The sequence below is a fragment of the Maribellus sp. CM-23 genome, assembly GCF_021354595.1.
Classification (GTDB): Bacteria; Bacteroidota; Bacteroidia; order Bacteroidales; family Prolixibacteraceae; genus Draconibacterium.
The window spans coordinates 139843-163868 of the sequence record NZ_JADWYJ010000007.1 but is presented as its reverse complement, the minus strand read 5'-3'; the positions used below and the strand labels follow the sequence as shown (position 1 = coordinate 163868).

Below are 24026 nucleotides of genomic sequence, written 5' to 3'. Positions count from 1 at the left end.
TAGCACGACCATTTATTAATGTGATTTAAAAATTCAATCTTAAAATTATGGAGTTCCATTTTAAACCTTAAATGAATAAACAAATTTAATAAGATGAAAAGAAACATAATAATATCACTGATTGCATTTCTTGCATTTGCGTCATGTGAAAACAAGTTGGATATTAATCCTCAGGGGACGCTCACTGAAGGGGTGATTGAAATCAACGAAAATTGGGTTGGGCAACAGCTTGTTAGCGCCTACGCCATGCTCGATGGTAATCCTGGCTATTTTTGGGCTCCTGCATCAAACTGGACATTAGGTGATGTTGCATCAGACGACTTTTACAAAGGGTCTTCCATTTCGGATCAGCCCCCGTTAAACGAAATTGAACGTTATGCACCCAACACCTCCAATCTTTATCTAATTAGTAAATGGCAAGCCATATACGAGGGAGTTTACAGGTGTAATCAAACAATTAATTCAATAACCCTGGCTATTGAGAATGGAACGGATGTAGATAAGTTGAAACCTCTTGAAGGAGAAGCACGCTTTTTAAGGGCGCATTACCACATGGATGCCAAAAAAATCTGGAACAATATTCCTTATATCACCGAAGACATCACTGAAGCCATTCCTAATACCGATGATACATGGCCTGATATTGAAGCGGATCTTCAAACGGCTATTGATTACCTGCCGGATACACAAACGGACGCCGGTCGGGCAACATCATGGATTGCCAAAGCGTACCTGGCAAAAGCACATATGTTTCAACACGATTATACTGCTGCAGCTCCTATACTTGATGATATTATCAAAAACGGGCCATTTAGCCTTGTTGAGAAATACCACGACAACTTTAATGGAGAAACAAATAATAACTCGGAATCTGTATTTGCAGTTCAAAACTCGGTGAACGATGGCGACAGAGGTTATATTAACGGAAACAGGGGTAACCGTTTGAACCATCCTTATGCTGCAGACGCACCGGGTGGTGGATGCTGTGGCTTTTTCCAACCTAGCCAGAACCTGGTTAATGCTTTTAAAACAGATGAAAATGGTTTGCCTTACCTGGATACTTTCAACGACGAAGACATGAAAAATGACCAGGGTATTCCTTCTGATGCGGCATTTACTTCTTATGCCGGCAATGTAGATCCAAGATTAGACTGGACAGTAGGTCGCAGAGGAATTGATTTTCTGGGCTGGGGGCCTATGCCGGGTATGAGATGGGTACGTGACCAGGCAAACGGAGGTCCTTATGTGGCTAAAAAACATGAAGTATGGAAGCACCAGGAAGGTACAATTTCAGCCGCGGGCTTACCTCAGTATAACGCAATTAATACTCCATTAGTGAGGTATTCGGATGTACTATTATGGAGAGCTGAAATTCATGCTGATAAGAGTGAGTTAGGAGAGGCCATGGGTTTGGTTAATCAAATCAGACGAAGAGCTGCAAATCCGGAAGGCTTTGTTAAAAATACAGAGGGTAACGATGCTGCAAATTATGTAATTGGAGAATATACTTCTTTCCCAAATAAAGAATATGCAATTAAAGCAGTTCGTTTCGAACGTAGATTGGAACTTGCATCCGAAGGACACAGATTCTTCGACTTGGTACGATGGGGGATAGCAGCAGAAGTTTTGAATGACTATGTAGCGGTTGAAAAAGCAAAGCGTGTTTACCTGAACTCCGCTGTTTTTAAAACCGGAACAAATGAATACTATCCAATACCTTTAGAAGCGATTAATACATCGAGAGGGGTGTTGGTTCAAAACGATAACTATTAGAATTAGATGGTTTAGATTTAGTTTAGAAGGGGGCAATGTCGCAACATGGCATTGCCTCCCTAAATTGAATAATGCGAACGAATCCTCAAACCTGTTAGTAAATCTCTATTGCTCAAAAAAAAGCTGTACTACAATCATGTCGTTAGTAAAATTATGGTTCTTGCCAGTAATCCTGGTACTATCTCTTTTTATGCTTTCTTGTAAAAAAAAGAAGGATGAGAGCCCGCAGGATAGTGTTGCTGTTTCTTCAGAAAATTTTATTCAGTATGTAAATCCGTTTGTTGGAACAAAAGATATGGGACATACATATCCCGGTGCAAGTACTCCGTTTGGAATGGTGCAATTAAGTCCTGCAACTAATTTTGAACCTCATAGTACCAATGGAAAATACAATCCCAAAGCCTATCAATATTGCTCGGGTTATCAGTATACCGATTCTACAATTTTTGGTTTTTGCCATACGCATTTTAGCGGTACCGGACATTCTGATCTGGGCGACTTTTTGGTAATGCCCACTATTGGCGAATTACAGCTGGAGCCTGGAAATGCTAGAGAATCTGGAAGCGGATATCATTCTACATTTTCGCACGATGACGAGTATGCTGAGCCCGGTTATTATCGGGTTAAGCTAAATGATAATAACATATTGGCAGAGCTTACGGCCAGTGATAGGGTAGGATTTCATCAGTACACCTTTCCTCAGTCAGAAGAATCGCGCATTATTTTAGATTTGATTTGGAATATCTACCATTACGAAGATAAAAATGTGTGGACTTTTGTTCGGGTTGAAAACGATTCGCTGGTTACAGGATACCGGCAAACAAGCGGTTGGGCCAGAACCCGAAAAGTATTTTTTGCCATGCAGTTTTCAAAGCCATTTGATTCGTACGGACACAAGAAGTACGATGATGTAAAGTACAATGGCTTTTACAGGCAGTTTAACGAGGAGCAAAACTTTCCTGAAATGGCAGGAAGAAATATCAGGGCCTATTTTAATTTCGAGACCGGGGAAAACGAAAAAATAAAGGTGAAGTTTGCACTTTCTTCTGTTAGTACTGCAGGGGCTGTTAACAACCTAAATACCGAGATTGCACACTGGAATTTTGAGCAAACAAAACAGGAAACACAAAAGAAGTGGAATGCTGAACTATCGAAAATAAATGTGGAGACCCAAACTCCGGAGCAAAAAGAAACGTTTTACACAGCTTTGTATCATACCATGTTAAGCCCGATTGTTTACGAAGATGTGGACGGCAAATACAGGGGGCTTGATCAAAATATCTACGAATCCGATGGATTTACCAACTATACCATTTTCTCTTTATGGGATACCTATCGGGCACTACATCCCTTGTTTAATATCATTCAGCCCGAAAGGAGTAATGACATGGTTAAATCGATGTTGGCACATTATGATCAGAGTGTGCATGGAATGCTTCCGATCTGGAGTCATTATGCGAACGAAAACTGGTGTATGGTTGGATATCATTCGGTTTCAGTTCTTGCTGATGCTGTGGCAAAAGGAGTGACCGATGCCGATTTGTCAAAACTAATCGATGCTGCAACCAGTACTGCCAGCGTTAAATATTTCGGAGGCTTGGACTCTTATATGAAATTAGGATATGTTTCCGAAAATGTCAGCTCGTATTCGGTGTCACAAACATTGGAATATGCTTACGATGATTGGTGTATCGCTCAGTTGGCAAAAAAGGCAGGAAATGAAGAGGTGTACAGTAACTATATGGGTAGGTCAAAAAGTTATTTGAATGTTTTTGATCCTGAAAGTAACTATATGAGGCCCAAAATGTCGGATGGTACTTGGCGTAAAATGTTTGATCCTTTTGACACGCACGGGCAAGGCTTTATCGAAGGGAATGCTTTGAATTACGGTTTGTATGTACCTCACGAAATCGATGATATGATTGAGTTAATGGGAGGGAAAGATAAATTTCCACAACACCTGGATATGATATTTACCAAAGAAATTGAGGACAAATACATTGAAAAGAATGAAGACATTACGCGCGATGGCATTATCGGAAATTATGTACACGGAAATGAGCCGGGACACCATATCCCGTATTTATACAATTGGACCAATCAGCCGTGGAAAACGCAGAGTCGTGTGCGAATGATATTGGATTCCATGTACAGTAATGCGGAGAACGGATTGTGTGGGAACGATGATGCCGGGCAAATGAGTGCCTGGTATGTTTTTAGTGCCTTGGGATTTTATCCTGTACTTCCCGGCTCCGAAGAATATGCGATTGGAAGTCCGCTGGTCAGTAATGCAACAATAAATCTGGGAAATGGTAAAAGATTTACCATTAAAACCGTTAATCAGGGGAAGGAAAATGTGTACATCCAGAAAATTGAACTAAACGGAAACGAGCTTATAGCAAATACATTACAGCATTCTGACATCACGGAGGGAGGCACAATAACTTTTTTCATGGGTAATGAGCCGAACACTGGCTTAGTGCAAAGACCTTAGTTTAATTGTAGGGAGCTAAATTACTCACTCAAAGCTCTTGTTAACCCCCAGATGTTTCTATAATTAGGCACAGGTAATTTTCGACATTTATACTCCTTTTATTTCCTATTCTGAAAAATTTCTAGTGAATCCTTTTCGCAATTTTCATTTTTTTGAATTATGCTACTAGGCTGTTTGTCGTAGCAAAAATTATAAGCTGTGTAAATACAGTTTTTACAAGTTACTTTTTTAATATATTGGGTTCGGATTTCTACGAAAAAACTTGATATAAGCTCCACTTAGAGAATTATATTTGTTTTTGTGTTTTGAAGCATTACTCGTTGGGAGATTAGATGGATATATAAGAAAGATACTGTGCATATTAAAATCTGGATCATAGTTTTATTGTTAACGATCAATTGCGTCAGATTGTATTCCCAGGTGAGCGACAATGATACAATTACGGCTTATTTTAAACAGATTGAAACCTTGCTTGATGACGCTAAATACAGTAAGGATATTTTTCTTGACCAGGATATGTTGCTGATTAAAAAGCAGAATACCACAGGTATTGAAAAAGTGAATGTATTGTTGGATTTATATGAAGCAACAAGGTTTAAGTCGATTAAAACCGCACGTGGGTATAATGAAGAGGCTCTTGAGCTTGCTCAGGCGATAGGTTTTCAAAAGGGAGAGTTAACGGCAAAATATAATCATGCATACCTGTTGTTTGTTAGTGGTCTTTTTGACCGAAGCATGAGTGAGGTCGAGAAAATAGAAGAAGTAGTGGAATATGATAGGTTTCCCGAATGTTACGCCGATTTAAAAACACTAAAATCCTATATTTATACGGAAAGAGGGGAGTATGACTTAGCCCTGGAAATTGGATTCGAACTGCTGGATTTTGCTGAACGGACCCAAAAAGGTTATTTGTTTTTGAAAGCCTATTTTGCATTGTCCCATTATTATCTTCGGACAGAGAATTACTCCATATCGTTAAAATATTGCTTTGAAGGACTTCATTATATTATCAAACTAAAAAAAACACAGTACCTTTTTTCTAAGATAGATGAAATTGCCCGGTTAACCGCTAAGCTGAATAATCCGAAGGGTGCTTTGGATATCTATGCATTTTGTTTGAGAATGGAGCCCAAAATTCCTTCTACCGGTAACTATATAAAAAGTGCCGTATTTATGAATATGGCAGAAATTTACATGCAAATAGGAGAATATGGAAGTGCTCAGCAATATTTAGATAAAGCATTAATGATAATCAACAAAGACGGTTATAAATTCAGGGTTCCCAGAATACTGATATTGCAAGCCGAACTTTTCTTGTTGAAAAATGATACAGTTGCTTCTATTGGTTTTTATGAAAAAAGCCTGGAAGCAGCCGAAGAAATAAATGCTTTCGATGTTGTAAAATCAAACAGTCTTATATTAGCTCAGTTATACAAGAAGCAAAATAACCTGACAAAAACGTATGAGTATAATAACTTGTATGCCGCAATCCGCGACTCGTATTTTAACAACGAAAAGGAACAGAAAATAATAATACTGGAAACCAGGCGAAAGGTTAATGAGGTAACCCAGATGAACAGGATATTAGAACTGGAAAACAAAGTTCAGCAAGACAGATTTAATTTTGTGATTGTTGTTCTTATTCTGGTTTCATTCATCTGCTTGATTGTTGCCTTGTCGTATTTCAAGGCCCGGAAGAAGAATAAAATGCTCTATCGTCATACTCTGGAGTTAGCAACCATGCAGACGGAGCTGAAACAGAAAATTCAGGATTACCGAAAGACATTTGGCGTGTCGAATGATTACAGTGGTGATGTTTCGGTTAAAAAGTGCCAGACTATTGACGAAGAAACAAAGAACTTGATTCTGCACAGATTGAATAAACTGGAAGCAGAAAACTTTTTTCTTGATCCGCATTGTAATTTAAATGATGTTTCCGTCCGGTTAAAAACAAATTCGAAATATTTGTCACAGGTAATTAACCTGGAAAAGAAAACCAATTTCAATAATTATATAAATGATTTAAGAATTAATTATCTGTTATCGAGGTTGTTGGTGGATGGCGATTTTAGGAATAGTAAATTAAATTATATTGCCGCTTCTGCTGGTTTTAATAGCATTAACACTTTTAAAGCAGCTTTCAAGAAAAGGCAGGGAATATTACCTTCCTATTTTATCGGTGAATTAAACAGCGAGTTGCAAAAAAGGGGAAAAGCATAGTATTAGGAGTCATTTTATCTTAACAACACTTAGAGCGTGGCCTGCAGGCCTTTGTGTTTGGAGTTTGTAGATGGGTCGTGGTATAATTTGGAAAGATTGATCGTGCGACTTTCCGAAGCTTTGTTATCCCAGAATTAAATCATTTGTAGAAACATTTTAAATTAGCTATTTTAGATCGCCTTTTTTGCGGATAAAAGGGGGTTCATCTACATTTGTGATGCTCTTTTAAAGAGTTATTAAATCAACCAAAATATAAATAGATTATGAGCAAATTTTTAACTGCCTCAATTGGAAGAAAGTTCATAATGAGTGTGTCGGGTCTTTTCCTGATGGTATTCATTGCGGTCCATTTAGGCATCAACCTGTTACTTATTTTTGATGACAGTGGTGATTTGTTTAATCAGGGGGCTCATTTTATGGCAACCAACCCACTTATTAAAGTAATGGAACCCGTTTTAGGATTGGGATTCATAGTTCACATCTTATGGTCGTTCATGCTGGAGTACCAGAACTGGAAAGCACGTCCGGTGAAGTACGCCAAAAAGAACATGAGTGGTGCCAGTTCATGGGCTTCGCGCAACATGCTGGTGCTGGGTGGATTGGTGCTGGTTTTCCTGATCATTCACATCCTCGATTTCTTTGTGAAAATGAAATTCACCGGGCATCACTTACTGGAAGAAGTAGTGGTTAAGGGAGTTCACATGGAAAATGCGTATGCACTTGTTTCTACAGCATTTATCCAAAGCACAGCCCTTGGCATTTTCTACATCATCGGTGGAATTTTGTTGGGTGTACACCTTTCACATGGATTCTGGTCATCATTCCAGACACTGGGGTTGAACAACAAACACTGGTTAAAAAGATGGCAGGTTATTGGCCAGGTTTATGCCGTAGTTGTGGCCCTTGGTTTTGCGATTATTCCGCTTTATTTCATGTTTGGATTGAACAATTAAAAAGGAAAGAATTATGAGCATTTTAGATAGTAAAATACCTCAGGGCCCATTGGCCGAAAAGTGGACCAAGCATAAATCGGCCATTAAAGTGGTGAGCCCTGCAAACAAGCGTAAATTAGAAATTGTAGTTGTTGGAACCGGTTTGGGAGGTGCTTCGGCAGCTGCTTCATTGGCCGAACTGGGATACAAGGTAAAAGCATTTTGTTACCAGGACAGCCCGCGTCGTGCACACTCGATTGCTGCACAGGGGGGGATTAACGCCGCAAAAAACTACCAGAACGACAACGACTCGGTTTTCCGGTTGTTTTATGATACAATCAAAGGGGGCGACTACCGTGCCCGCGAAGCTAACGTTTACCGTTTGGCTGAAGTTTCCCCCAACATTATCGACCAGTGTGTGGCACAAGGTGTTCCGTTTGGTCGCGAATACGGCGGTTTGCTTGATAACCGTTCATTTGGTGGGGTGTTGGTAAGCCGTACGTTTTATGCGCGCGGACAAACCGGGCAGCAGTTGCTGATTGGTGCATACCAGGCACTGAACCGCCAGATTGCCAAAGGTAATGTGGAAATGTACAATCGCCACGAGATGTTGGATGTGGTTAAAATTGACGGAAAAGCACGTGGTATTATTGCCCGCGACCTGGTAAGTGGAAAAATCAAAAGATTTGGAGCACACGCCGTAGTAGTGGCAACCGGTGGTTACGGAAACGTATTCTTCCTTTCAACCAATGCAATGGGAAGTAACGGATCGGCAGCATGGCAATGCTACAAAAAAGGAGCGTTCATGTCGAACCCTTGTTTTGTACAGATCCACCCGACCTGTATCCCGGTTCATGGCGACCAGCAGTCGAAACTGACTTTGATGTCGGAATCGTTGCGTAACGACGGTCGTGTTTGGGTTCCGAAGAAAAAAGAAGATGCTGTAAAACTGCAGAAAGGCGAGATTGGCCCGAACGATATTGCTGACGAGGATCGCGATTTTTACCTCGAAAGAAGGTATCCTTCGTACGGTAACCTGGTTCCGCGTGACGTTGCTTCGCGTGCTGCCAAAGAGCGTTGCGATGCAGGTTTCGGTGTAAACGCCGAAGGAAAAGCTGTGTTCCTTGATTTCAAATATTCGATCGAAAGATTGGGTAAAGATGTGATTACAGCCCGCTACGGAAACCTGTTCCAGATGTACGAAAAGATCACCGATACAGATCCGTACAAAGAGCCGATGATGATCTATCCGGCCATTCACTATTCAATGGGTGGAACCTGGGTTGACTACAACCTGATGACAACCGTTCCAGGTTTGTATTCGATTGGTGAAGCCAACTTCTCGGATCACGGTGCCAACCGTTTGGGAGCTTCTGCTTTGATGCAGGGATTGGCCGACGGATACTTCGTTCTGCCATACACCATTGGTGATTACCTGGCTGACGAAATTATGACGCCAAAAACCGATGTAAATGCTCCGGAATTTGTGGAAGCAGAAAAAGAGGTGACTGATAGAATCGAAAAACTTTTCAATATAAAAGGCTCCAAGCCGGTGGATTATTTCCACAAAAAGCTGGGCCATGTAATGTGGGATTACGTGGGAATGTCGCGTAATGCTGAAGGTCTGAAAAAAGCCATTGAAGAGATCAAGGTAATCCGCGAAGAATTCTGGAAAGACGTTCGTATTCCGGGAGAACTGGATAACCTGAATCCGGAACTGGAAAAAGCAGGTCGTGTTGCTGACTTCCTGGATATTGGCGAACTGATGGCACGTGACGCACTGGATCGTAACGAGTCTTGCGGAGGACACTTCCGTGAAGAATCGGCAACCGAAGAGGGCGAAGCAAAACGTAACGACGAACTGTTTACATACGTTTCGTGCTGGGAGTACAAGGGAGAAGGCCAGGAGCCGGTATTACACAAAGAAGATTTGGTTTTTGAGAATGTGAAACTCACACAACGTAGTTACAAGTAGTCTCACGACTCAAATCTATTAATCTTAAAATTGAAAAGAAATGGCTGATAAAATTCTGAAACAACTCAAAATAAAAGTTTGGAGGCAAAAGAACGCTAAATCCAAAGGAAGATTCGAGACTTATACGATCGAGAATATTTCGACCGGATCTTCTTTCCTTGAAATGATGGACATTTTAAACAACGACCTGATTGAAAAAGGAATTGACCCGATCGCTTTTGACCACGATTGCCGCGAAGGTATTTGCGGTACCTGTAGTCTGTACATCAACGGACGCCCGCACGGACCAGACACAGAAGTAACCACCTGTCAGTTGCACATGCGTAAGTTCAAAGATGGAGAAACCATCATTATTGAGCCCTGGCGTGCGCGTGCTTTTCCGGTAATTAAAGACCTGGTGGTAGACCGCAGTGCTTTTGAGAAAATTCTCCAGGCCGGAGGTTTCGTATCGGTTAACACAGGTGGCGTGCCCGATGCAAACGCCATTCCGGTGTCGCGCGAAGATGCAGAAGAATCAATGGATGCCGCTGCATGTATTGGTTGCGGAGCTTGCGTAGCGGCTTGTAAAAACTCATCGGCGATGTTGTTTGTATCTGCAAAAGTTTCTCACCTGGCCAAGTTGCCACAAGGGAAAGTGGAAGCTGATACACGTGCCATGAGCATGGTAGCAAAAATGGATGAACTTGGTTTCGGCGGTTGTACCAACACCCGCGCTTGTGAAGCTGAGTGCCCCAAAAGCATTTCTATCATGAACATTGCCCGCCTGAACCGCGAATACCTGAAAGCGCGTTTGAGCAGATAGTTTGTTAACTTATCATAGTTTGAAAGCCTTTTCTTTGCGGAAAAGGCTTTCTTTTTTCACATAATTCACAACCGGATGTGCATAAGTTACAAGGCGAACGCCTGCATCTGAGCTTGCGATTCTTTAAATTCGCAAAAACAAGGAGGACTTATGCCATACAGAAGATTACCCACGACGGACAAGGCAAGGCTTCGTGCGTTGGAAGCAGCCCTGAAAAAAGTAAACGCCATTACAACCCGAAATATCCCTTTTGCCAAACATTCGATCGAAGAGCTGCAGAGCGTAAAAAACCAGTTCGAAAATACATTGAAGCATTACGAACTGAATATCAAACAGCAATCAGACAATAACAAACATTATAAAGCCACCCAGGAAACCGCACGTCTGTACCTTTCTCATTTTATCCAGGTACTGTTATTTGCTTCGGAAAGAGGCGAAATAAACGGCGGATTAAAATATTACGGTAGCCTTTTGGAATTGGGAGGTAAAGTTCCTGCGCTGAATACAGAACAGGAAATACTGGAATGGGGTCGTACTATTGTAAACGGAGAGCAAAACCGTGTACGGCAGGGCGGAAGTGCCATTTACAGCCCGTCGATTGCGCTGGTAAAATTCAAATTGGAAGAGTTCAGCGATGCAGCCATATTTCAGCAAAACCTGAAGCGAAACACGTTAAGGGCCTTCGAGAAAATGCAGCAGTTGCGTAAAACCACCAATGATTTTATCTCTCAGTTGTGGACCGAAATAGAAAGTCACCTGGAGTTGGAAGCGGGGTCGGAAGAAGAAAAGCGCGCCCTGGCCGAAGAGTTTGGGATTGTTTACGTATTACGCAGAAAAGAGCGAAAATTACTGCAGCAGGTAGTGGCTAAAAAAGCTGAAGAGCCCAAAGAAGAAATTTCATTGGAAGACAAAGCAGAAGAAAAGCCAACGTTTGTACAGCGCGATCTTTTTATGCAGTTCAATTAGTACAGGATCTCGCTAGCAACAATCTTGTTGTCGGCGTTTTCCCTTTTTATCAGGTATAAAAGTGCAGCAATAATTACAAGGCTGATGGTAGCCGCGTAATAGCTGGTAGAACCGTAATCTTCCACGCCTTCTCCAATGGTTCCGTTGTTCACCAAAAACATGGCGGTAACAGCAATTGCATTGTTCAGAAAGTGTCCCAGCATCGGGAGCCACATCGATCCGCTCCAAACCAAAAGATATCCAAAAACAGCTCCCAGAACCATGCGCGGAATAAAGCCAAAAAACTGCACGTGCATGGCACTGAAAAGAATGGCAGAAATCCAGATTCCCCAGTGGTGATTGCGGGTCATCCGGGTAAAAATTTTCTGAATAACTCCGCGGAACAATAATTCTTCACCAATAGCCGGTAAAAACGCCACCATAAACAGGTTAAATGCCAGTCCCGGAATGGTTTTCACATTCAGGAATGCTTCGGTCAAGCGGGCAGCTTCATCTTCTGAATTTCGCATCCATTGTTCCACGTCCGACAACCAGCTGGGTAACGACAGGCGGCTGTTTAGTTCGGCGGTGAAATTGATAAAGGGCATCATAAAAACCATCAGTACAATTACCATCAGAAAAGAGGACCCCTGGAATGATTTATTCAGGTAAAGATATTTCGAGATGTTGCCTTGGTAAAGGTAAGCGAGAATTAGCGGGGGGAGGATGAATAAGCCGATGGCCTGAACGGTTTGGAAGTATTTTAATACGATCAGACTCTCCGGGTTTTCCAGATCGCCAAGAGTGGGAAGACTGAGTATGGAGTCGAATCCAAAAACAGGAACGGCAATTATCAAAGAAAGGATCAGGAAAGCCAGAAAACAAACTAAAATTACAAAAGCGGAGAATAAAAGTTGTGGAAAAGGCTTCATGCCCCTGAATGCAGTAATTGCCATATTTTTTGTTTTTGGAGTAAAGATAATTTTTTGCCTGAGTTCAGAAAAATAATGGTCATCCACTCAGAAGAGAGAATGACCATTATTCGGGTAGATTCCCACTTTCGTGGGAATGACTATTGTGCTGAACTATATTTCCCTGATCTTGATATTCTTGAACATGGTTAAGCCGCCATGGTCCTGCAAGCCAATGCACCCGCTTTTACCCATTCCGTATTCAGGAGCATCCGCCCACTTGCTGTTGGCTTTTTGGGCTTTCCATGCGTCCGACCACAGTTCGTATTCAACTACTTTTGTGCCGTTGAGCCAGTGTTCAACATGCGGGCCATTCACAACAATACGGGAGGTATTCCATTCTCCTACAGGTTTAACTTCTGCATTCTGGGGAGCATTCATTGCGTAGTTGGCGCCCGAGTATTGATCGGCATCCAATTTGCCCGGCCAGCCTTTTCCGTCTATCAGTTGGTACTCCGGCCCCGATTCGTAAATGGCATTGGTGAGCCCTTCCTGAACATGGTAAAAAACGCCTGAATTACTTTGGGGCGCAATCTTCCATTCGAGGTACAGTTCAAAATTGGTAAACTCCTTTTTGGTAACAATGTCGCCACCATGGTCAGAGCCAACACCTGAATTGTGTAATACGTCGTCCTCAATTTTCCAGCCGGTAACTTTACCTCCGTTAAACGTTTTCCAGTTGTCGAGCGATTTGCCATCAAATAGCAGCTCCCAGCCTTCTTTGATTTCTTTTTTGGTAAGCGTGTTTGGCTTTTGTTCTGTTTGGCACGAAGCAAACAGCAAAATAATTCCAAGTGCAAAAAATGCGGTAAATGTTTTCATTAGGTAACTGAATTTAGGATTTCTAATAAGCTTCAAAAATACAAATTCGGGATGAAACAAGCCGGGCAAAAACGCTTTCTTTTTCTGGGGCAAGAATGAGGTATTTAGTAGGATTCCGATTAATTTTAAGCAATATCAAAAAAAGTAAACCTTGGAACTGAATAAAACCATAATCGGGATGGTGCATGTGGGGGCTTTGCCCGGAACACCTCGAAATGATCGTTCGCTTGCACAGCTGATTGCCGATGCGCTTGCCGATGCCAAAGTGCTTCAGGAAGAAGGCGTAGATGCCATCATGATCGAAAACATGCACGACCGGCCTTACCTGAATCGGGAAGTGGGGGCAGAGGTCATTGCGTCGATGACTGCCATTGCCTGTGCGCTGCGTTCCGTAATAAAAATACCATTGGGGATACAAATTCTGGCGGGTGCCAACAAAGCGGCACTGGCAGTGGCTTTAGCTGCCGGGTTTGATTTTGTCAGGGCCGAAGGTTTTGTTTTCGGGCATTTGGCTGACGAAGGAATGATAAACAGCGACGCCGGAGAGTTGCTGAGGTACCGGAAGCAAATAGGTGCCGATCGGGTGAAAATATTCACAGACATTAAAAAGAAGCATTCGTCGCACGCTGTTTCGTCAGATGTTTCAATTGCGGAAACGGCCAGAGCAGCAGAATTTTTTCTTTCGGATGGAGTGATTGTTACCGGAAGTTCAACCGGAGAGAAACCATCGCTGGAGGAGTTGAAACAGGTTAAAAGCTCGGTAAAAATTCCTGTACTTATTGGTTCGGGTATTGGCGCCGGAAATATCAACGAATACTGGAATTGGGCGGATGGGTTTATTGTCGGGTCGTCGCTAAAGAAAGACGGAAACTGGGAGAACAAAGTAGAACGGAAACGTGTGAAACATTTTATAAAAACTATAAACCAACTTAGCAAATAGCTTATGGAATTTGATACCTGGCACTTGTGGGTACTTGCTGCCATCGTTTTTTTTATTCTCGAGATTTTCATCCCTTCGTTTTTAATGGCCAGTATTGGCATTGGTTGCGGTTTTGCGTTTCTGGGAGCTGCATTGAATGCTCCTTTCGCGCTGCAAATTATTCTGTTTATCATTGGAACCCTTGCTGGATTTATCGGGGTGAAACCGCTAATGACAAAATATGCCTACCGCAAAAAAGCGATTAACACCAATGCCGGTGGTTTGGTTGGCAAGCTTGGAAAAGTGATTGAGGAAATCGACGAGAAAAACAATTCGGGCTGTGTGGCCATCGACGGCGATCAGTGGAAAAGTGTGGCTGTTTCGGGAGAGGTGATTCAGGTGGGTGAAAAAGTTCGGGTGGTGGCGATCGACAGCATTGTGCTTACCGTGGAGCCGCTCGAAAACAATCATCCCCAAAAAGATCCGGAGGAAGTTATTCCGGAGAAAAAGGAAAGCGAGCGCTTAACGTTAAAAGTGGGAAGCAAGACTTTCTTCCTCGGGCTGGATGAAATCGCCTTTCTATACTCAGCCAACAAAATTACCTACGTGGTTACCAAAGCCGGAAAACAATACATCCACGATATGTCGCTGGAGAACCTGAACGGTTTGTTATCTACTGAAATGTTTTTCAGAGCCAACCGACAGTTCATCGTTACCCGAAATGTAGTGGCCGAAATCAAACCTGAAAATAACGGGAAAATTAAGGTCACACTGAATGTTCACAATGGATTTCCGGGCAGTTTGATCATCAGTCGTTTAAAGGCGGCTGCATTTCGGGAATGGTTAAAAACCAACTGAACCCGATGAAATGTTTCATCCCCTTTTTTATGACACTTCAGAAAGAGAAGCCCTTGAAAATTACAGAAAAGATGCTGCCGGTGCTAACTTTGGTTCATCCGTTAAAATTTAAAAATTATGGAATTTGAACTTTGGCATATTTGGTTACTGGCCGCTCTGTTGTTCTTTATAATGGAGATTTTCGTTCCTTCATTTGTACTTTTCAATTTCGGTATCGGGGCATTGATCGGTTCGCTGGTTGCGGGTATGGATGTTTCGCTCGAGTGGCAGATTGTGTGCTTCTCGGCGGGTACATTACTCAGCTTTTTTCTGATACGCCCGCTGATGCGAAAAATCGCTTACAAACGATCGGACGATACAAAAACCAATGTTGATGCCATGATCGGAAGGTTGGCAACCGTTTCCGAAGAAATTAGCAATGAAAACAACCGGGGCCGTGTGTCGCTTGACGGCGACGACTGGAAGGCCCGCTCTCTCGACAATGATGTGATTCCCGCAGGAACCACCGTTGAAATTGTTCAGTTAAACAGTATTGTAGTTACCGTTAAAAAAATCAATTAAAATCTATTACGATGAATGCAACAACCTTGATTCTTATTTTACTGGCCATTTTTGTTATCGTATTTGCTGCAGCCGGTATTCGCATTGTTCAACAATCGCAAACCATGATCATTGAACGGCTGGGAAAATACCACCGTACGCTTACTTCCGGAATTAACATCATTATTCCGATCATCGATCAGCCGCGAAAAATTATCTGGCGTTATGTACGCGAAGATTTCGACGGGCGCAAGATCGTAAGTTTCAAAACCAAAGACCGGATTGACCTGCGCGAAACCGTGTATGATTTTCCGAAACAGAACGTGATTACCAAAGACAATGTGGGAACAGAGATCAATGCACTTTTGTACTTTCAGATCATGGACCCGATAAAGGCTTTGTACGAAATCGAGAACCTGCCTGATGCCATTGAAAAACTTACACAAACTACGCTTAGAAATGTTATTGGCGAGCTTGACCTTGATGAGACCCTGACTTCCCGCGACACAATCAACTCGAAATTGCGTATCATTCTCGACGATGCTACCAACAAATGGGGAGTAAAAGTTAACCGTGTTGAATTGCAGGACATCAACCCTCCACGCGATATTCGCGATGCGATGGAAAAACAGATGCGCGCCGAACGCGACCGCCGCGCGAAAATTCTGGAAGCCGAAGGTTCCAAAAAATCGATGATCCTCGAAGCCGAAGGTTTTAAAGAATCGCAAATCAATAAAGCGGAAGGGGAAAAGCAGGCTGAAATTCTGAAGGCCGAAGGAGACGCCATGGCCCGTGTTAGGCGTGCCGAAGGTGAAGCCGAAGCCATCCTGAAAGTAACCGAAGCTATTTCGAAAAACGGTGACCCGATCAACTACCTGGTGGCGATGAAATACCTGGAAACATTTAAAGAAATGGTAAGCGGACAAGACAATAAAACAGTTTACCTGCCCTATGAAGCCAGTGGAATCCTTTCTTCCATCGGAGGAATCAAGGATTTGTTGAAAGGTTCATAAACAAGGTGTCAGCAGTGATTGCCTTGTTGGTTCGCAACCGGAAAACCGCCTGTTAATTTGCAGGCGGTTTTGTTGTATAATTTATCCTGATTAATTTTAGGCGTATCAAATAGGGTATAGCGTTGTATTCGCATTACATTTACAGTTCAAAATAATTTAAAAAACTACTATGAAAAATTCGATTGTAGCTCTGTTGCTGGTGCTTTTGTTCGCATGTGCTCCTGAAAAGAAAATGCCCGAACTGATACCTGCGGCCAATTTTCAGAAAGAAGTAGAGGAAAAGCCGGTCAATCTTTATACCCTGAAGAACAGCGAGGGAATGGTAACACAGATCACCAATTTTGGCGGAAAAGTTGTTTCGTTGTGGACAGCCGACAAACAAGGGAACTTTGGCGATGTTGTGCTGGGCTTTAATACGATAGATGAATATTTGAAAACGAGCGAGAAATACTTTGGTTCGTTGATCGGCCGTTACGGAAACCGGATTGCCAACGGGCAGTTCGCCTTGAACGACACCGTTTATACATTGGCTAGGAATAATGGCGAAAACGCTTTGCACGGAGGTATTGTGGGGTACAACAATGTAGTTTGGGATGCAGAGCAGCCCGATGATCAAACGCTGGTACTTATGTATCATTCTCCGGACGGGGAAGAAGGTTATCCCGGAAACCTGGATGTGAAAGTTCAGTATAAACTGACCGATGCCAACGAACTGAAAATAGAATATTGGGCAACTACCGATAAATCTACTCCGGTGAACCTGACCCACCATTCGTTTTTTAACCTGAAAGGTGCCGGGCAAGGCGATGTAAACGAGCACGTGGTGCAGATCAACGCCGATGCTTACACTCCGGTGGATGCAGGACTGATCCCAACCGGCGAAATTGCTCCTGTGGAAGGAACTCCCATGGATTTCAGAACTCCGACGGCTATCGGCTCCCGTATAAACGATGATTTCGAGCAGTTGAAACTGGGTAACGGTTACGACCACAACTGGGTATTGAACCAGGCGGGCAACGGTCTTACCTTTGCCGCAAAAGTAGTGGAGTCACAAACCGGACGTACCATGGAAGTGTATACCAACGAACCCGGTATGCAGTTCTACGGCGGTAATTTCCTGGATGGAAAGGCGGTTGGAAAAGAAGGTGTTCCGTATGCATTCAGAGGTGCTTTCTGTATGGAAACGCAGCACTTTCCTGACAGTCCGAATAAACCCGAATTCCCGTCGACTATTTTGGAACCGGGAAACGAATACTACTCAATTTGCGTCTATAAATTTGGTGTGGAATAATACCTTGTTTCAAAGATATTGCAAAGGCTCGGTGGTTTCCGGGCCTTTTTGTTTTTATCTGCTTGATAAGATTTGCCGGCTCATTGAAAAAGGATTAGGTAACATTCTGCCAATAAGCTCATTTTTGAGTTCAGCCCCTAAAAAAATTTCTATATTTGCATATTTTTTAAAATCAGCAGATTAGGAAGAGTTTCTTATGAGTAATAAATTTCAGGAATACAAACAATTAGATTTATCGCAGATCAATAAAGATGTGCTGGAGCGTTGGGAAAATGATGATACTTTTCACAAGAGTATTTCAACGCGTGAAGGGCACCCTACTTTTGTATTTTACGAAGGCCCGCCATCGGCGAACGGAATGCCCGGCATTCACCACGTAATGGCGCGTGCGATCAAAGATATTTTCTGTCGTTACAAAACCATGCAGGGATTTCGTGTTCACCGCAAAGCCGGTTGGGATACACACGGACTTCCGGTGGAACTGAGCGTTGAAAAAGCGTTGGGTATTACCAAAGACGACATAGGCAAAAAAATTACCGTAGAAGAATACAGCCAGGCCTGTAAAAAAGAGGTGATGAAATACACCCGCGAGTGGGAAGAACTTACCCGTAAAATGGGCTATTGGGTAAATATGGACGACCCGTACATCACCTACGACAACCGCTACATTGAGTCGGTTTGGTGGCTGCTGAAACAGATCTACCAAAAAGGATTGTTGTACAAGGGCTATACCATTCAGCCCTACTCGCCGGCAGCCGGAACAGGTTTGAGTTCGCACGAGCTGAACCAGCCGGGTTGTTACCGCGATGTAAAAGATACAACTGCTATTGCGCAGTTCAAAGCAGTTCGCAACGAGCGTTCCGAATTTTTGTTCGAAGGACTGGATACCGATCTGCACTTCCTGGCATGGACGACCACTCCGTGGACTTTGCCATCGAACACCGCCTTGTGTGTGGGACCAAATATCCGCTATGTGAAGGTTCGGTCGTTTAATCCTTACACCGGAGTGCCGGTGACTTTGATCCTTGCAAAAGACCTTTTCCCGGTTTATTTCCCTGCAAAAAATGCCGAGCTGGCATTGGAGGATTATAACCCGGGCGATAAAAATATTCCTTACAAAGTGCTGGCTGAATATACCGGCGAGCAACTAAAAGGTGTTCAGTACGAACAGCTGATCGATTGGGTAAAACCCGAAGGAAAAGCTTTCGAAGTAATTACCGGCGATTTTGTAACCATTGAAGACGGCACCGGGATCGTTCATATTGCGCCAACGTTTGGTGCGGATGACGACCGCGTGGCAAAACAACATGGAATTTCTCCGCTGATCGTGGTTGATACAGATGGTAAAAAGCAGGCGTTAGTAGATCGCAAAGGACGTTTCTACCCAACCATCGACCTCGATCCCGAGTTTGTTGAAAAATATGTCAATACCGAAAGCTATCACGAGTTTGCCGGTCGCCCGGTGAAAAACGAATACGACGATAAGCTGGAGGAAGATGCTTCGACGGTGGATGTTGACATTGCCGTGATGCTGAAACAGGAGAACAAAGCTTTCAAAGTAGAAAAGCATGTGCACAGTTACCCGCACTGCTGGCGTACGGATAAACCGGTGTTGTATTATCCGTTGGATTCATGGTTCATCAAATCAACCGCGGTGAAAGACAAGATGGTGGAGCTGAACAAAACCATCAACTGGAAACCGGCATCTACAGGAACAGGCCGTTTTGGAAACTGGCTCGAAAACCTGGTGGACTGGAACCTGAGCCGTTCGCGTTTTTGGGGAACTCCGCTGCCGATCTGGCGTACCGAAGATGCTTCAGAAGAAATCTGTATCGGTTCGGTGAAAGAGTTGATGAGCGAAATTACGAAGTCGGTGGAAGCCGGTTTCATGACTGAAAATCCTTTTGACGGATTTGAAGTGGGTGACAACTCGCTGGAGAACTACGAAAAGATCGACCTGCACAAATCGCATGTGGACCCAATTATTCTGGTTTCGCCAAGCGGACAGAAAATGTACCGCGAGTCGGATCTGATCGATGTTTGGTTTGATTCGGGCGCCATGCCGTATGCGCAGCGTCACTATCCTTTTGAGTGGAAAGAGAACTTCAAAAGTGTGTTCCCGGCCGACTTTATTGCCGAGGGAGTGGATCAAACACGTGGCTGGTTCTTTACTTTGCATGCCATCGCTACCATGATCGACGAGTCGGTAGCTTTCAAAAATATTATTTCGAACGGGCTGGTACTCGACAAAAGCGGCATGAAAATGTCGAAACGCTTGGGCAATGCAGTCGATCCGTTTGAAACCATCGAGAATTACGGTTCTGACCCGCTGCGCTGGTACATGATCACCAATGCGCAACCGTGGGATAACCTGAAATTCGACATTGCCGGGGTGGAAGAAGTAAAACGTAAGTTCTTCGGAACACTTTATAATACGTATAGTTTCTTCTCGCTTTATGCCAATGTTGACGGCTTTAAGTATGCCGAAGACGAAATTCCGGTGGCTCAGCGTCCGGAAATTGACCGCTGGATTATTTCGCTGCTGAACTCGCTGGTAAAAGAAGTGGGCGAAAGCTACGAAAGTTACGAGCCAACCCGTGCAGGCCGTGCTATTTCTGAATTTGTAACCGAAAACCTGAGTAACTGGTTTGTGCGTTTGAGCCGCAAACGTTACTGGGGTGGAGAGTATTCTCAGGATAAAATTTCGGCTTACCAGACCTTGTACACTTGTTTGACAACAGTAGCCAAATTAATGGCGCCGATAGCACCGTTTTATGCCGACCTGCTTTTCTCTGACCTGAACAAAGTGACTGGAAAAGAAGCTGATCAGAGTGTGCATTTGCTCGATTTTCCGGGGTATGACGCAACACTGATCGATAAGGATCTGGAAGAAAAAATGGACATAGCACAACGTGCTTCATCAATGATCCTGGCACTGCGACGCAAAGAGAAACTGAAAGTACGTCAGCCGCTGGCCAAAATTATGGTGCCGGTATTGAATCCTCACTTTAAAGAGCAGTTCGAAGCAGTTGCGAACATCATTCTGGCAGAAGTAAATGTGAAGGAAGTTGAATTCCTGACGGATACTGCGGGAGTGATCAAAAAGAAGATCAAGCCGAATTTCAAAACACTTGGGCCGAAATACGGCAAGATCATGAAACAGATCGCAGCAGCAGTAAATCAGTTTGATCAGGCCACCATTTCAACGATCGAAAGCAACGGTGAATACGAGCTGGTGGTGGGAGAAGAAAAAGTGATGCTGGCACTCGAAGATGTGGAAATTCAGACAGAAGATATTCCAGGCTGGACAGTAGCCACCGAAGGGCAGATGACCATTGCTTTGGATATTAACGTTACAGAAGAGTTGCGACAGGAAGGAATTGCGCGCGAATTCATCAATAAAATTCAGAACCTGCGCAAGGAAAGCAACTTTGAAGTGACGGACAGGATTAAACTTTCGATCGAGAAAAATGTGGCTTTTGAAGAAGCCCTGGAAAACCACCGCGAATACATCTGTTCGCAAACGCTTGCAGATTCTTTGACATTGGTGGATAAAGCAGATCAGGCACTTGCAAAAGAAGTGGAGATCGACAAAGACGTAATGGCAAAAATCGAAATCGAAAGGTTGTAGAAATAATTGCACAGAAGCGCCGGATTTGATAGGTTTTTTTTATTACTTTAGGAGCTTCTTGAAAAACAGAAATGAACTAAAACCCAAGAGCTATGGGAGTTAAAAACAGATATTCGGATGACGAGTTGGTTGAATTCAAAGATCTTATCCTGAGGAAGCTTGAAAAAGCACAGGCCGATTACGAAATGTACAAGAATTCGATCACTCAGGGCGACGGGAATGATATCTCGGACACTTCGCCAACGTTTAAGGTATTGGAAGAAGGAGCAGCAACCCTTTCTAAAGAAGAAGCAGGAAAACTGGCTCAACGTCAGCAAAAGTTCATTCAACACTTGCAGGCTGCTTTGGTTCGTATCGAAAACAAAACATATGGTATTTGTCGCGAAACGGGCAAATTGATATCAAAAGAAAGATTACGGGCTGTCCCCCATGCAACGCTCAGTATTGACGCGAAAAAAGGACAGGCCTGAGTAAAATGAAACAAAGATTTTAATTTGCTCTTCGAAAACAGCATGAACTGACATCGGAGAGCATTTTATTTTAATGTAACAGAATATGTCGCGGACGAAAAAAGCGCTGCTTATAATTTTTCTGATTTTGGTAGTAGATCAGGTTCTGAAGATCTGGATCAAAACAAACCTAGCGATCGGTGATGAAATCGTCGTTTTTAAAGACTGGTTCATTCTTCATTTTGTGGAGAACAACGGAATGGCTTTTGGATTCGAATTTGCCGGCGAATACGGTAAAATGGCTTTGAGTATTTTTCGTATACTCGCCGTTATTGCCATTGGCTGGTATCTGTTCAAACTTGCCAAAAACAAGGAGATTCCGTTTGGATTCATTGCTTGTATATCGTTGATTTTTGCAGGAGCCATAGGTAATATCATCGACAGCTTGTTTTACGGAATCATTTTCAATAACAGCTGGGGGCAGGTGGCAACCATGTTTCCGTCCGAAGGTGGCTATTCAAGCTTTCTGCACGGCAGGGTTGTTGACATGTTTTACTTTCCTTTGATCGAAGGGCGTTATCCGGAGTGGGTGCCGGGTGTGGGCGGAAATCCTTTTATCTTTTTCCGTCCGGTGTTTAACATAGCCGATTCTTCGATTACAGTGGGAATTTTTTCCATTTTGTTGTTTTACCGCAAGTATTTTAACAAGGCAGAACTGCACGAAGAAGAAAGCAAAGCCGTTGATCAGGCAACTCAGGAATAGGAGGCTGTTGATTACTTAACGAGGCCGGAAATCCCTTATTTATCTTACCTTTGCACCATTATTGGGATTCATAAGATATGATGGAAAATCAACTATTTATTTACAATACCTTAAGCCGGAAAAAGGAAGAATTTAAACCGCTGGTGGAAGGAAAAGTGGGACTTTACGTTTGCGGTCCTACCGTTTACAGCGATTCGCACCTCGGGCATGCCCGTCCGAACATCACTTTCGATCTTTTGTTTCGGTACCTTACTTTTTTAGGTTACAAAGTGCGTTATGTCCGCAACATTACGGACGTAGGCCACCTGGAAAACGAAGCAGAAGAAAGCGGCGAAGATAAAATCGGCAAAAAAGCAAGGCTCGAACAATTGGAGCCAATGGAAGTGGTTCAGAAATACCTGAACTCTTTTGTTCACAATATGGAGAACCTGAACGTGTTACCTCCGAGCATCGAACCGCGTGCGAGCGGCCACATTATTGAACAACAGCAAATGGTTCAGGAAATACTCGACAATGGTTTTGCCTACGAATCCAAAGGGTCGGTATATTTCGACGTGGAAAAATACAACCAGAAGTACAAATACGGAATTTTGTCGGGCCGTAACCTGGACGATATAAAAACCAATACGCGCGAACTGGACGGACAAAGTGAAAAGAAAAACTCTTTCGATTTTGCTTTGTGGAAAAAGGCTTCGCCGGAACATATTATGCGTTGGCCGTCGAAATGGAGCGAAGGATTTCCGGGCTGGCACCTCGAATGTTCGGTGATGAGTACCAAATACCTCGGCGAACAATTTGATATTCACGGGGGTGGCATGGACTTAACGTTTCCGCACCATGAATGTGAGATTGCGCAAAACGTTGCCAGTAACGGCCGGGAAGCGGTAAGGTACTGGATGCACAACAACATGATTACCATCAACGGGCAAAAGATGGCGCGTTCGCTGGGCAATTTCATTACGCTAAAAGAGCTGTTTTCTGGTAAGCACGCCATGTTGCAGCAAGCGTATTCACCCATGACGATTCGATTCTTTATTTTGCAGGCGCATTACCGCAGTACCATCGATTTCTCCAACGAAGCGTTGCAGGCGTCAGAGAAAGGTTTGGAACGACTGATGGCGTCGGTAAAAACGCTGGGCGAGCTAAGTCCTTCTGATCAATCGACCGTGGATGTGGCTTCGCTCAAAGAAAAGTGTTTTGCTGCCTTGAGCGACGATTTGAACAGTCCGATTGCGATTGCTCATCTCTTCGACGGAGTGAAAATGATCAACTCAATAAAGGCCGGAAACGAGAAGATTTCGGCAAGTGACCTTGAAGAGCTTAAAACCTTCTATCAAAACATTGTTTTTGATGTGCTTGGTTTGAAGGAAGAAGAAACCGCCGATTCAGGGGATAACCAGGCTTTAGCCGGGGCGATGGAGCTGCTGATTAATCTTCGCAGGGACGCAAAAGCCAATAAAGACTGGGCTACTGCCGATAAAATCCGCGACGATTTGAGTGCCATCGGTATTGAGCTGAAAGACACCAAGGACGGGGTGGAATGGAGCCTTAAATAAAGGCAGATTTTAGAATGATGATTAACGATTGATGATTGACGAAGGTATTTTATTCGTTGTAACATTGAAAAA

Annotated in this window: 18 protein-coding genes; 16 read left to right on the top strand and 2 right to left on the bottom strand. The window is 43.3% G+C overall.

Translation table 11 applies throughout. From position 1 onward, the window contains the following. The first annotated feature begins 93 nt into the window (after positions 1–93). The 7 genes from INQ51_RS20690 (at position 94) to INQ51_RS20660 (ending at position 11162) form a co-directional block, all read left to right on the top strand. Positions 94–1773 (top strand): RagB/SusD family nutrient uptake outer membrane protein, encoded by a 1680-nt coding sequence (locus tag INQ51_RS20690; protein ID WP_233379893.1) that lies wholly within the window; start codon positions 94–96, stop codon positions 1771–1773. A 136-nt stretch (positions 1774–1909) separates the two neighbouring features. Next, positions 1910–4267, top strand: a complete 2358-nt coding sequence (locus tag INQ51_RS20685) for a GH92 family glycosyl hydrolase (protein ID WP_233379892.1) — start codon at positions 1910–1912, stop codon at positions 4265–4267. 420 nt (positions 4268–4687) lie between these two features. Then, positions 4688–6487 (top strand): AraC family transcriptional regulator, encoded by a 1800-nt coding sequence (locus INQ51_RS22670; protein ID WP_233379891.1) that lies wholly within the window; start codon positions 4688–4690, stop codon positions 6485–6487. A gap of 263 nt (positions 6488–6750) precedes the next feature. Next, on the top strand, positions 6751–7440 hold the full coding sequence (locus tag INQ51_RS20675; protein WP_233379890.1) for a succinate dehydrogenase cytochrome b subunit: 690 nt from the start codon (positions 6751–6753) through the stop codon (positions 7438–7440). 13 nt (positions 7441–7453) lie between these two features. Then, positions 7454–9394 (top strand): fumarate reductase/succinate dehydrogenase flavoprotein subunit, encoded by a 1941-nt coding sequence (locus tag INQ51_RS20670; protein ID WP_233379889.1) that lies wholly within the window; start codon positions 7454–7456, stop codon positions 9392–9394. A 40-nt stretch (positions 9395–9434) separates the two neighbouring features. Further along, positions 9435–10196, top strand: coding sequence for a succinate dehydrogenase/fumarate reductase iron-sulfur subunit (locus tag INQ51_RS20665; protein WP_119437500.1), 762 nt, complete (start codon positions 9435–9437; stop codon positions 10194–10196). A 150-nt stretch (positions 10197–10346) separates the two neighbouring features. Continuing rightward, entirely contained in the window at positions 10347–11162 is an 816-nt protein-coding gene (locus INQ51_RS20660) for a hypothetical protein (RefSeq protein ID WP_233379888.1), read from the top strand. On the opposite strand, the gene INQ51_RS20655 is transcribed toward INQ51_RS20660, so the two are convergent. Then, complete coding sequence (locus INQ51_RS20655) at positions 11159–12097, bottom strand: CPBP family intramembrane glutamic endopeptidase (protein WP_233379887.1); 939 nt, start codon at positions 12095–12097, stop codon at positions 11159–11161. The genes INQ51_RS20660 and INQ51_RS20655 overlap by 4 nt on opposite strands. Positions 12098–12226: 129 nt before the next feature. Next, positions 12227–12934 (bottom strand): DUF1080 domain-containing protein, encoded by a 708-nt coding sequence (locus INQ51_RS20650; protein WP_233379886.1) that lies wholly within the window; start codon positions 12932–12934, stop codon positions 12227–12229. Positions 12935–13085: 151 nt separating this feature from the next. Between INQ51_RS20650 and INQ51_RS20645 the strand changes: the two genes are divergently transcribed. The 9 genes from INQ51_RS20645 to cysS all read left to right on the top strand — a co-directional run bounded on the left by INQ51_RS20645 (position 13086) and on the right by cysS (position 23954). Further along, on the top strand, positions 13086–13874 hold the full coding sequence (locus INQ51_RS20645; RefSeq protein WP_233379885.1) for a BtpA/SgcQ family protein: 789 nt from the start codon (positions 13086–13088) through the stop codon (positions 13872–13874). 3 nt (positions 13875–13877) lie between these two features. Then, positions 13878–14711 (top strand): NfeD family protein, encoded by an 834-nt coding sequence (locus tag INQ51_RS20640; protein WP_233379884.1) that lies wholly within the window; start codon positions 13878–13880, stop codon positions 14709–14711. A gap of 117 nt (positions 14712–14828) precedes the next feature. Further along, positions 14829–15272 carry an NfeD family protein gene (locus INQ51_RS20635; protein WP_233379883.1) on the top strand — a complete coding sequence of 148 codons (444 nt, stop codon included), beginning with the start codon at positions 14829–14831 and terminating at the stop codon, positions 15270–15272. 11 nt (positions 15273–15283) lie between these two features. Beyond that, positions 15284–16264 carry an SPFH domain-containing protein gene (locus tag INQ51_RS20630; protein WP_233379882.1) on the top strand — a complete coding sequence of 327 codons (981 nt, stop codon included), beginning with the start codon at positions 15284–15286 and terminating at the stop codon, positions 16262–16264. 169 nt (positions 16265–16433) lie between these two features. Continuing rightward, entirely contained in the window at positions 16434–17555 is a 1122-nt protein-coding gene (locus tag INQ51_RS20625; RefSeq protein ID WP_233379881.1) for an aldose epimerase family protein, read from the top strand. A gap of 196 nt (positions 17556–17751) precedes the next feature. After that, the gene (gene ileS, locus INQ51_RS20620; RefSeq protein WP_233379880.1) at positions 17752–21186 is read left to right on the top strand and encodes an isoleucine--tRNA ligase; all 3435 of its coding nucleotides are present in this window, start codon (positions 17752–17754) and stop codon (positions 21184–21186) included. A gap of 92 nt (positions 21187–21278) precedes the next feature. Further along, on the top strand, positions 21279–21656 hold the full coding sequence (locus INQ51_RS20615; RefSeq protein WP_119437491.1) for a TraR/DksA family transcriptional regulator: 378 nt from the start codon (positions 21279–21281) through the stop codon (positions 21654–21656). 85 nt (positions 21657–21741) lie between these two features. Continuing rightward, entirely contained in the window at positions 21742–22398 is a 657-nt protein-coding gene (locus tag INQ51_RS20610) for a lipoprotein signal peptidase (RefSeq protein WP_233379879.1), read from the top strand. Between the two features lie 80 nt (positions 22399–22478). Next, a complete protein-coding gene (gene cysS, locus INQ51_RS20605; protein WP_233379878.1) occupies positions 22479–23954 on the top strand; it encodes a cysteine--tRNA ligase in 1476 nt (491 codons plus the stop codon). The last annotated feature ends 72 nt before the right edge of the window (positions 23955–24026 follow it).

What these genes read in the sequence shown, in the direction of transcription:
- INQ51_RS20625 (WP_233379881.1), top strand. Translation starts at nt 16,434, where the DNA reads ATGAAAAATTCGATTGTAGCTCTGTTGCTGGTGCTTTTGTTCGCATGT.
- INQ51_RS20635 (WP_233379883.1), top strand. Translation starts at nt 14,829, where the DNA reads ATGGAATTTGAACTTTGGCATATTTGGTTACTGGCCGCTCTGTTGTTC.
- INQ51_RS20615 (WP_119437491.1), top strand. Translation starts at nt 21,279, where the DNA reads ATGGGAGTTAAAAACAGATATTCGGATGACGAGTTGGTTGAATTCAAA.
- INQ51_RS20610 (WP_233379879.1), top strand. Translation starts at nt 21,742, where the DNA reads ATGTCGCGGACGAAAAAAGCGCTGCTTATAATTTTTCTGATTTTGGTA.
- INQ51_RS20675 (WP_233379890.1), top strand. Translation starts at nt 6,751, where the DNA reads ATGAGCAAATTTTTAACTGCCTCAATTGGAAGAAAGTTCATAATGAGT.
- INQ51_RS20640 (WP_233379884.1), top strand. Translation starts at nt 13,878, where the DNA reads ATGGAATTTGATACCTGGCACTTGTGGGTACTTGCTGCCATCGTTTTT.
- INQ51_RS20670 (WP_233379889.1), top strand. Translation starts at nt 7,454, where the DNA reads ATGAGCATTTTAGATAGTAAAATACCTCAGGGCCCATTGGCCGAAAAG.
- INQ51_RS20665 (WP_119437500.1), top strand. Translation starts at nt 9,435, where the DNA reads ATGGCTGATAAAATTCTGAAACAACTCAAAATAAAAGTTTGGAGGCAA.
- INQ51_RS20630 (WP_233379882.1), top strand. Translation starts at nt 15,284, where the DNA reads ATGAATGCAACAACCTTGATTCTTATTTTACTGGCCATTTTTGTTATC.
- INQ51_RS20655 (WP_233379887.1), bottom strand. Translation starts at nt 12,097, where the DNA reads ATGGCAATTACTGCATTCAGGGGCATGAAGCCTTTTCCACAACTTTTA.
- cysS (WP_233379878.1), top strand. Translation starts at nt 22,479, where the DNA reads ATGGAAAATCAACTATTTATTTACAATACCTTAAGCCGGAAAAAGGAA.
- INQ51_RS20690 (WP_233379893.1), top strand. Translation starts at nt 94, where the DNA reads ATGAAAAGAAACATAATAATATCACTGATTGCATTTCTTGCATTTGCG.
- ileS (WP_233379880.1), top strand. Translation starts at nt 17,752, where the DNA reads ATGAGTAATAAATTTCAGGAATACAAACAATTAGATTTATCGCAGATC.
- INQ51_RS20685 (WP_233379892.1), top strand. Translation starts at nt 1,910, where the DNA reads ATGTCGTTAGTAAAATTATGGTTCTTGCCAGTAATCCTGGTACTATCT.
- INQ51_RS20660 (WP_233379888.1), top strand. Translation starts at nt 10,347, where the DNA reads ATGCCATACAGAAGATTACCCACGACGGACAAGGCAAGGCTTCGTGCG.
- INQ51_RS20650 (WP_233379886.1), bottom strand. Translation starts at nt 12,934, where the DNA reads ATGAAAACATTTACCGCATTTTTTGCACTTGGAATTATTTTGCTGTTT.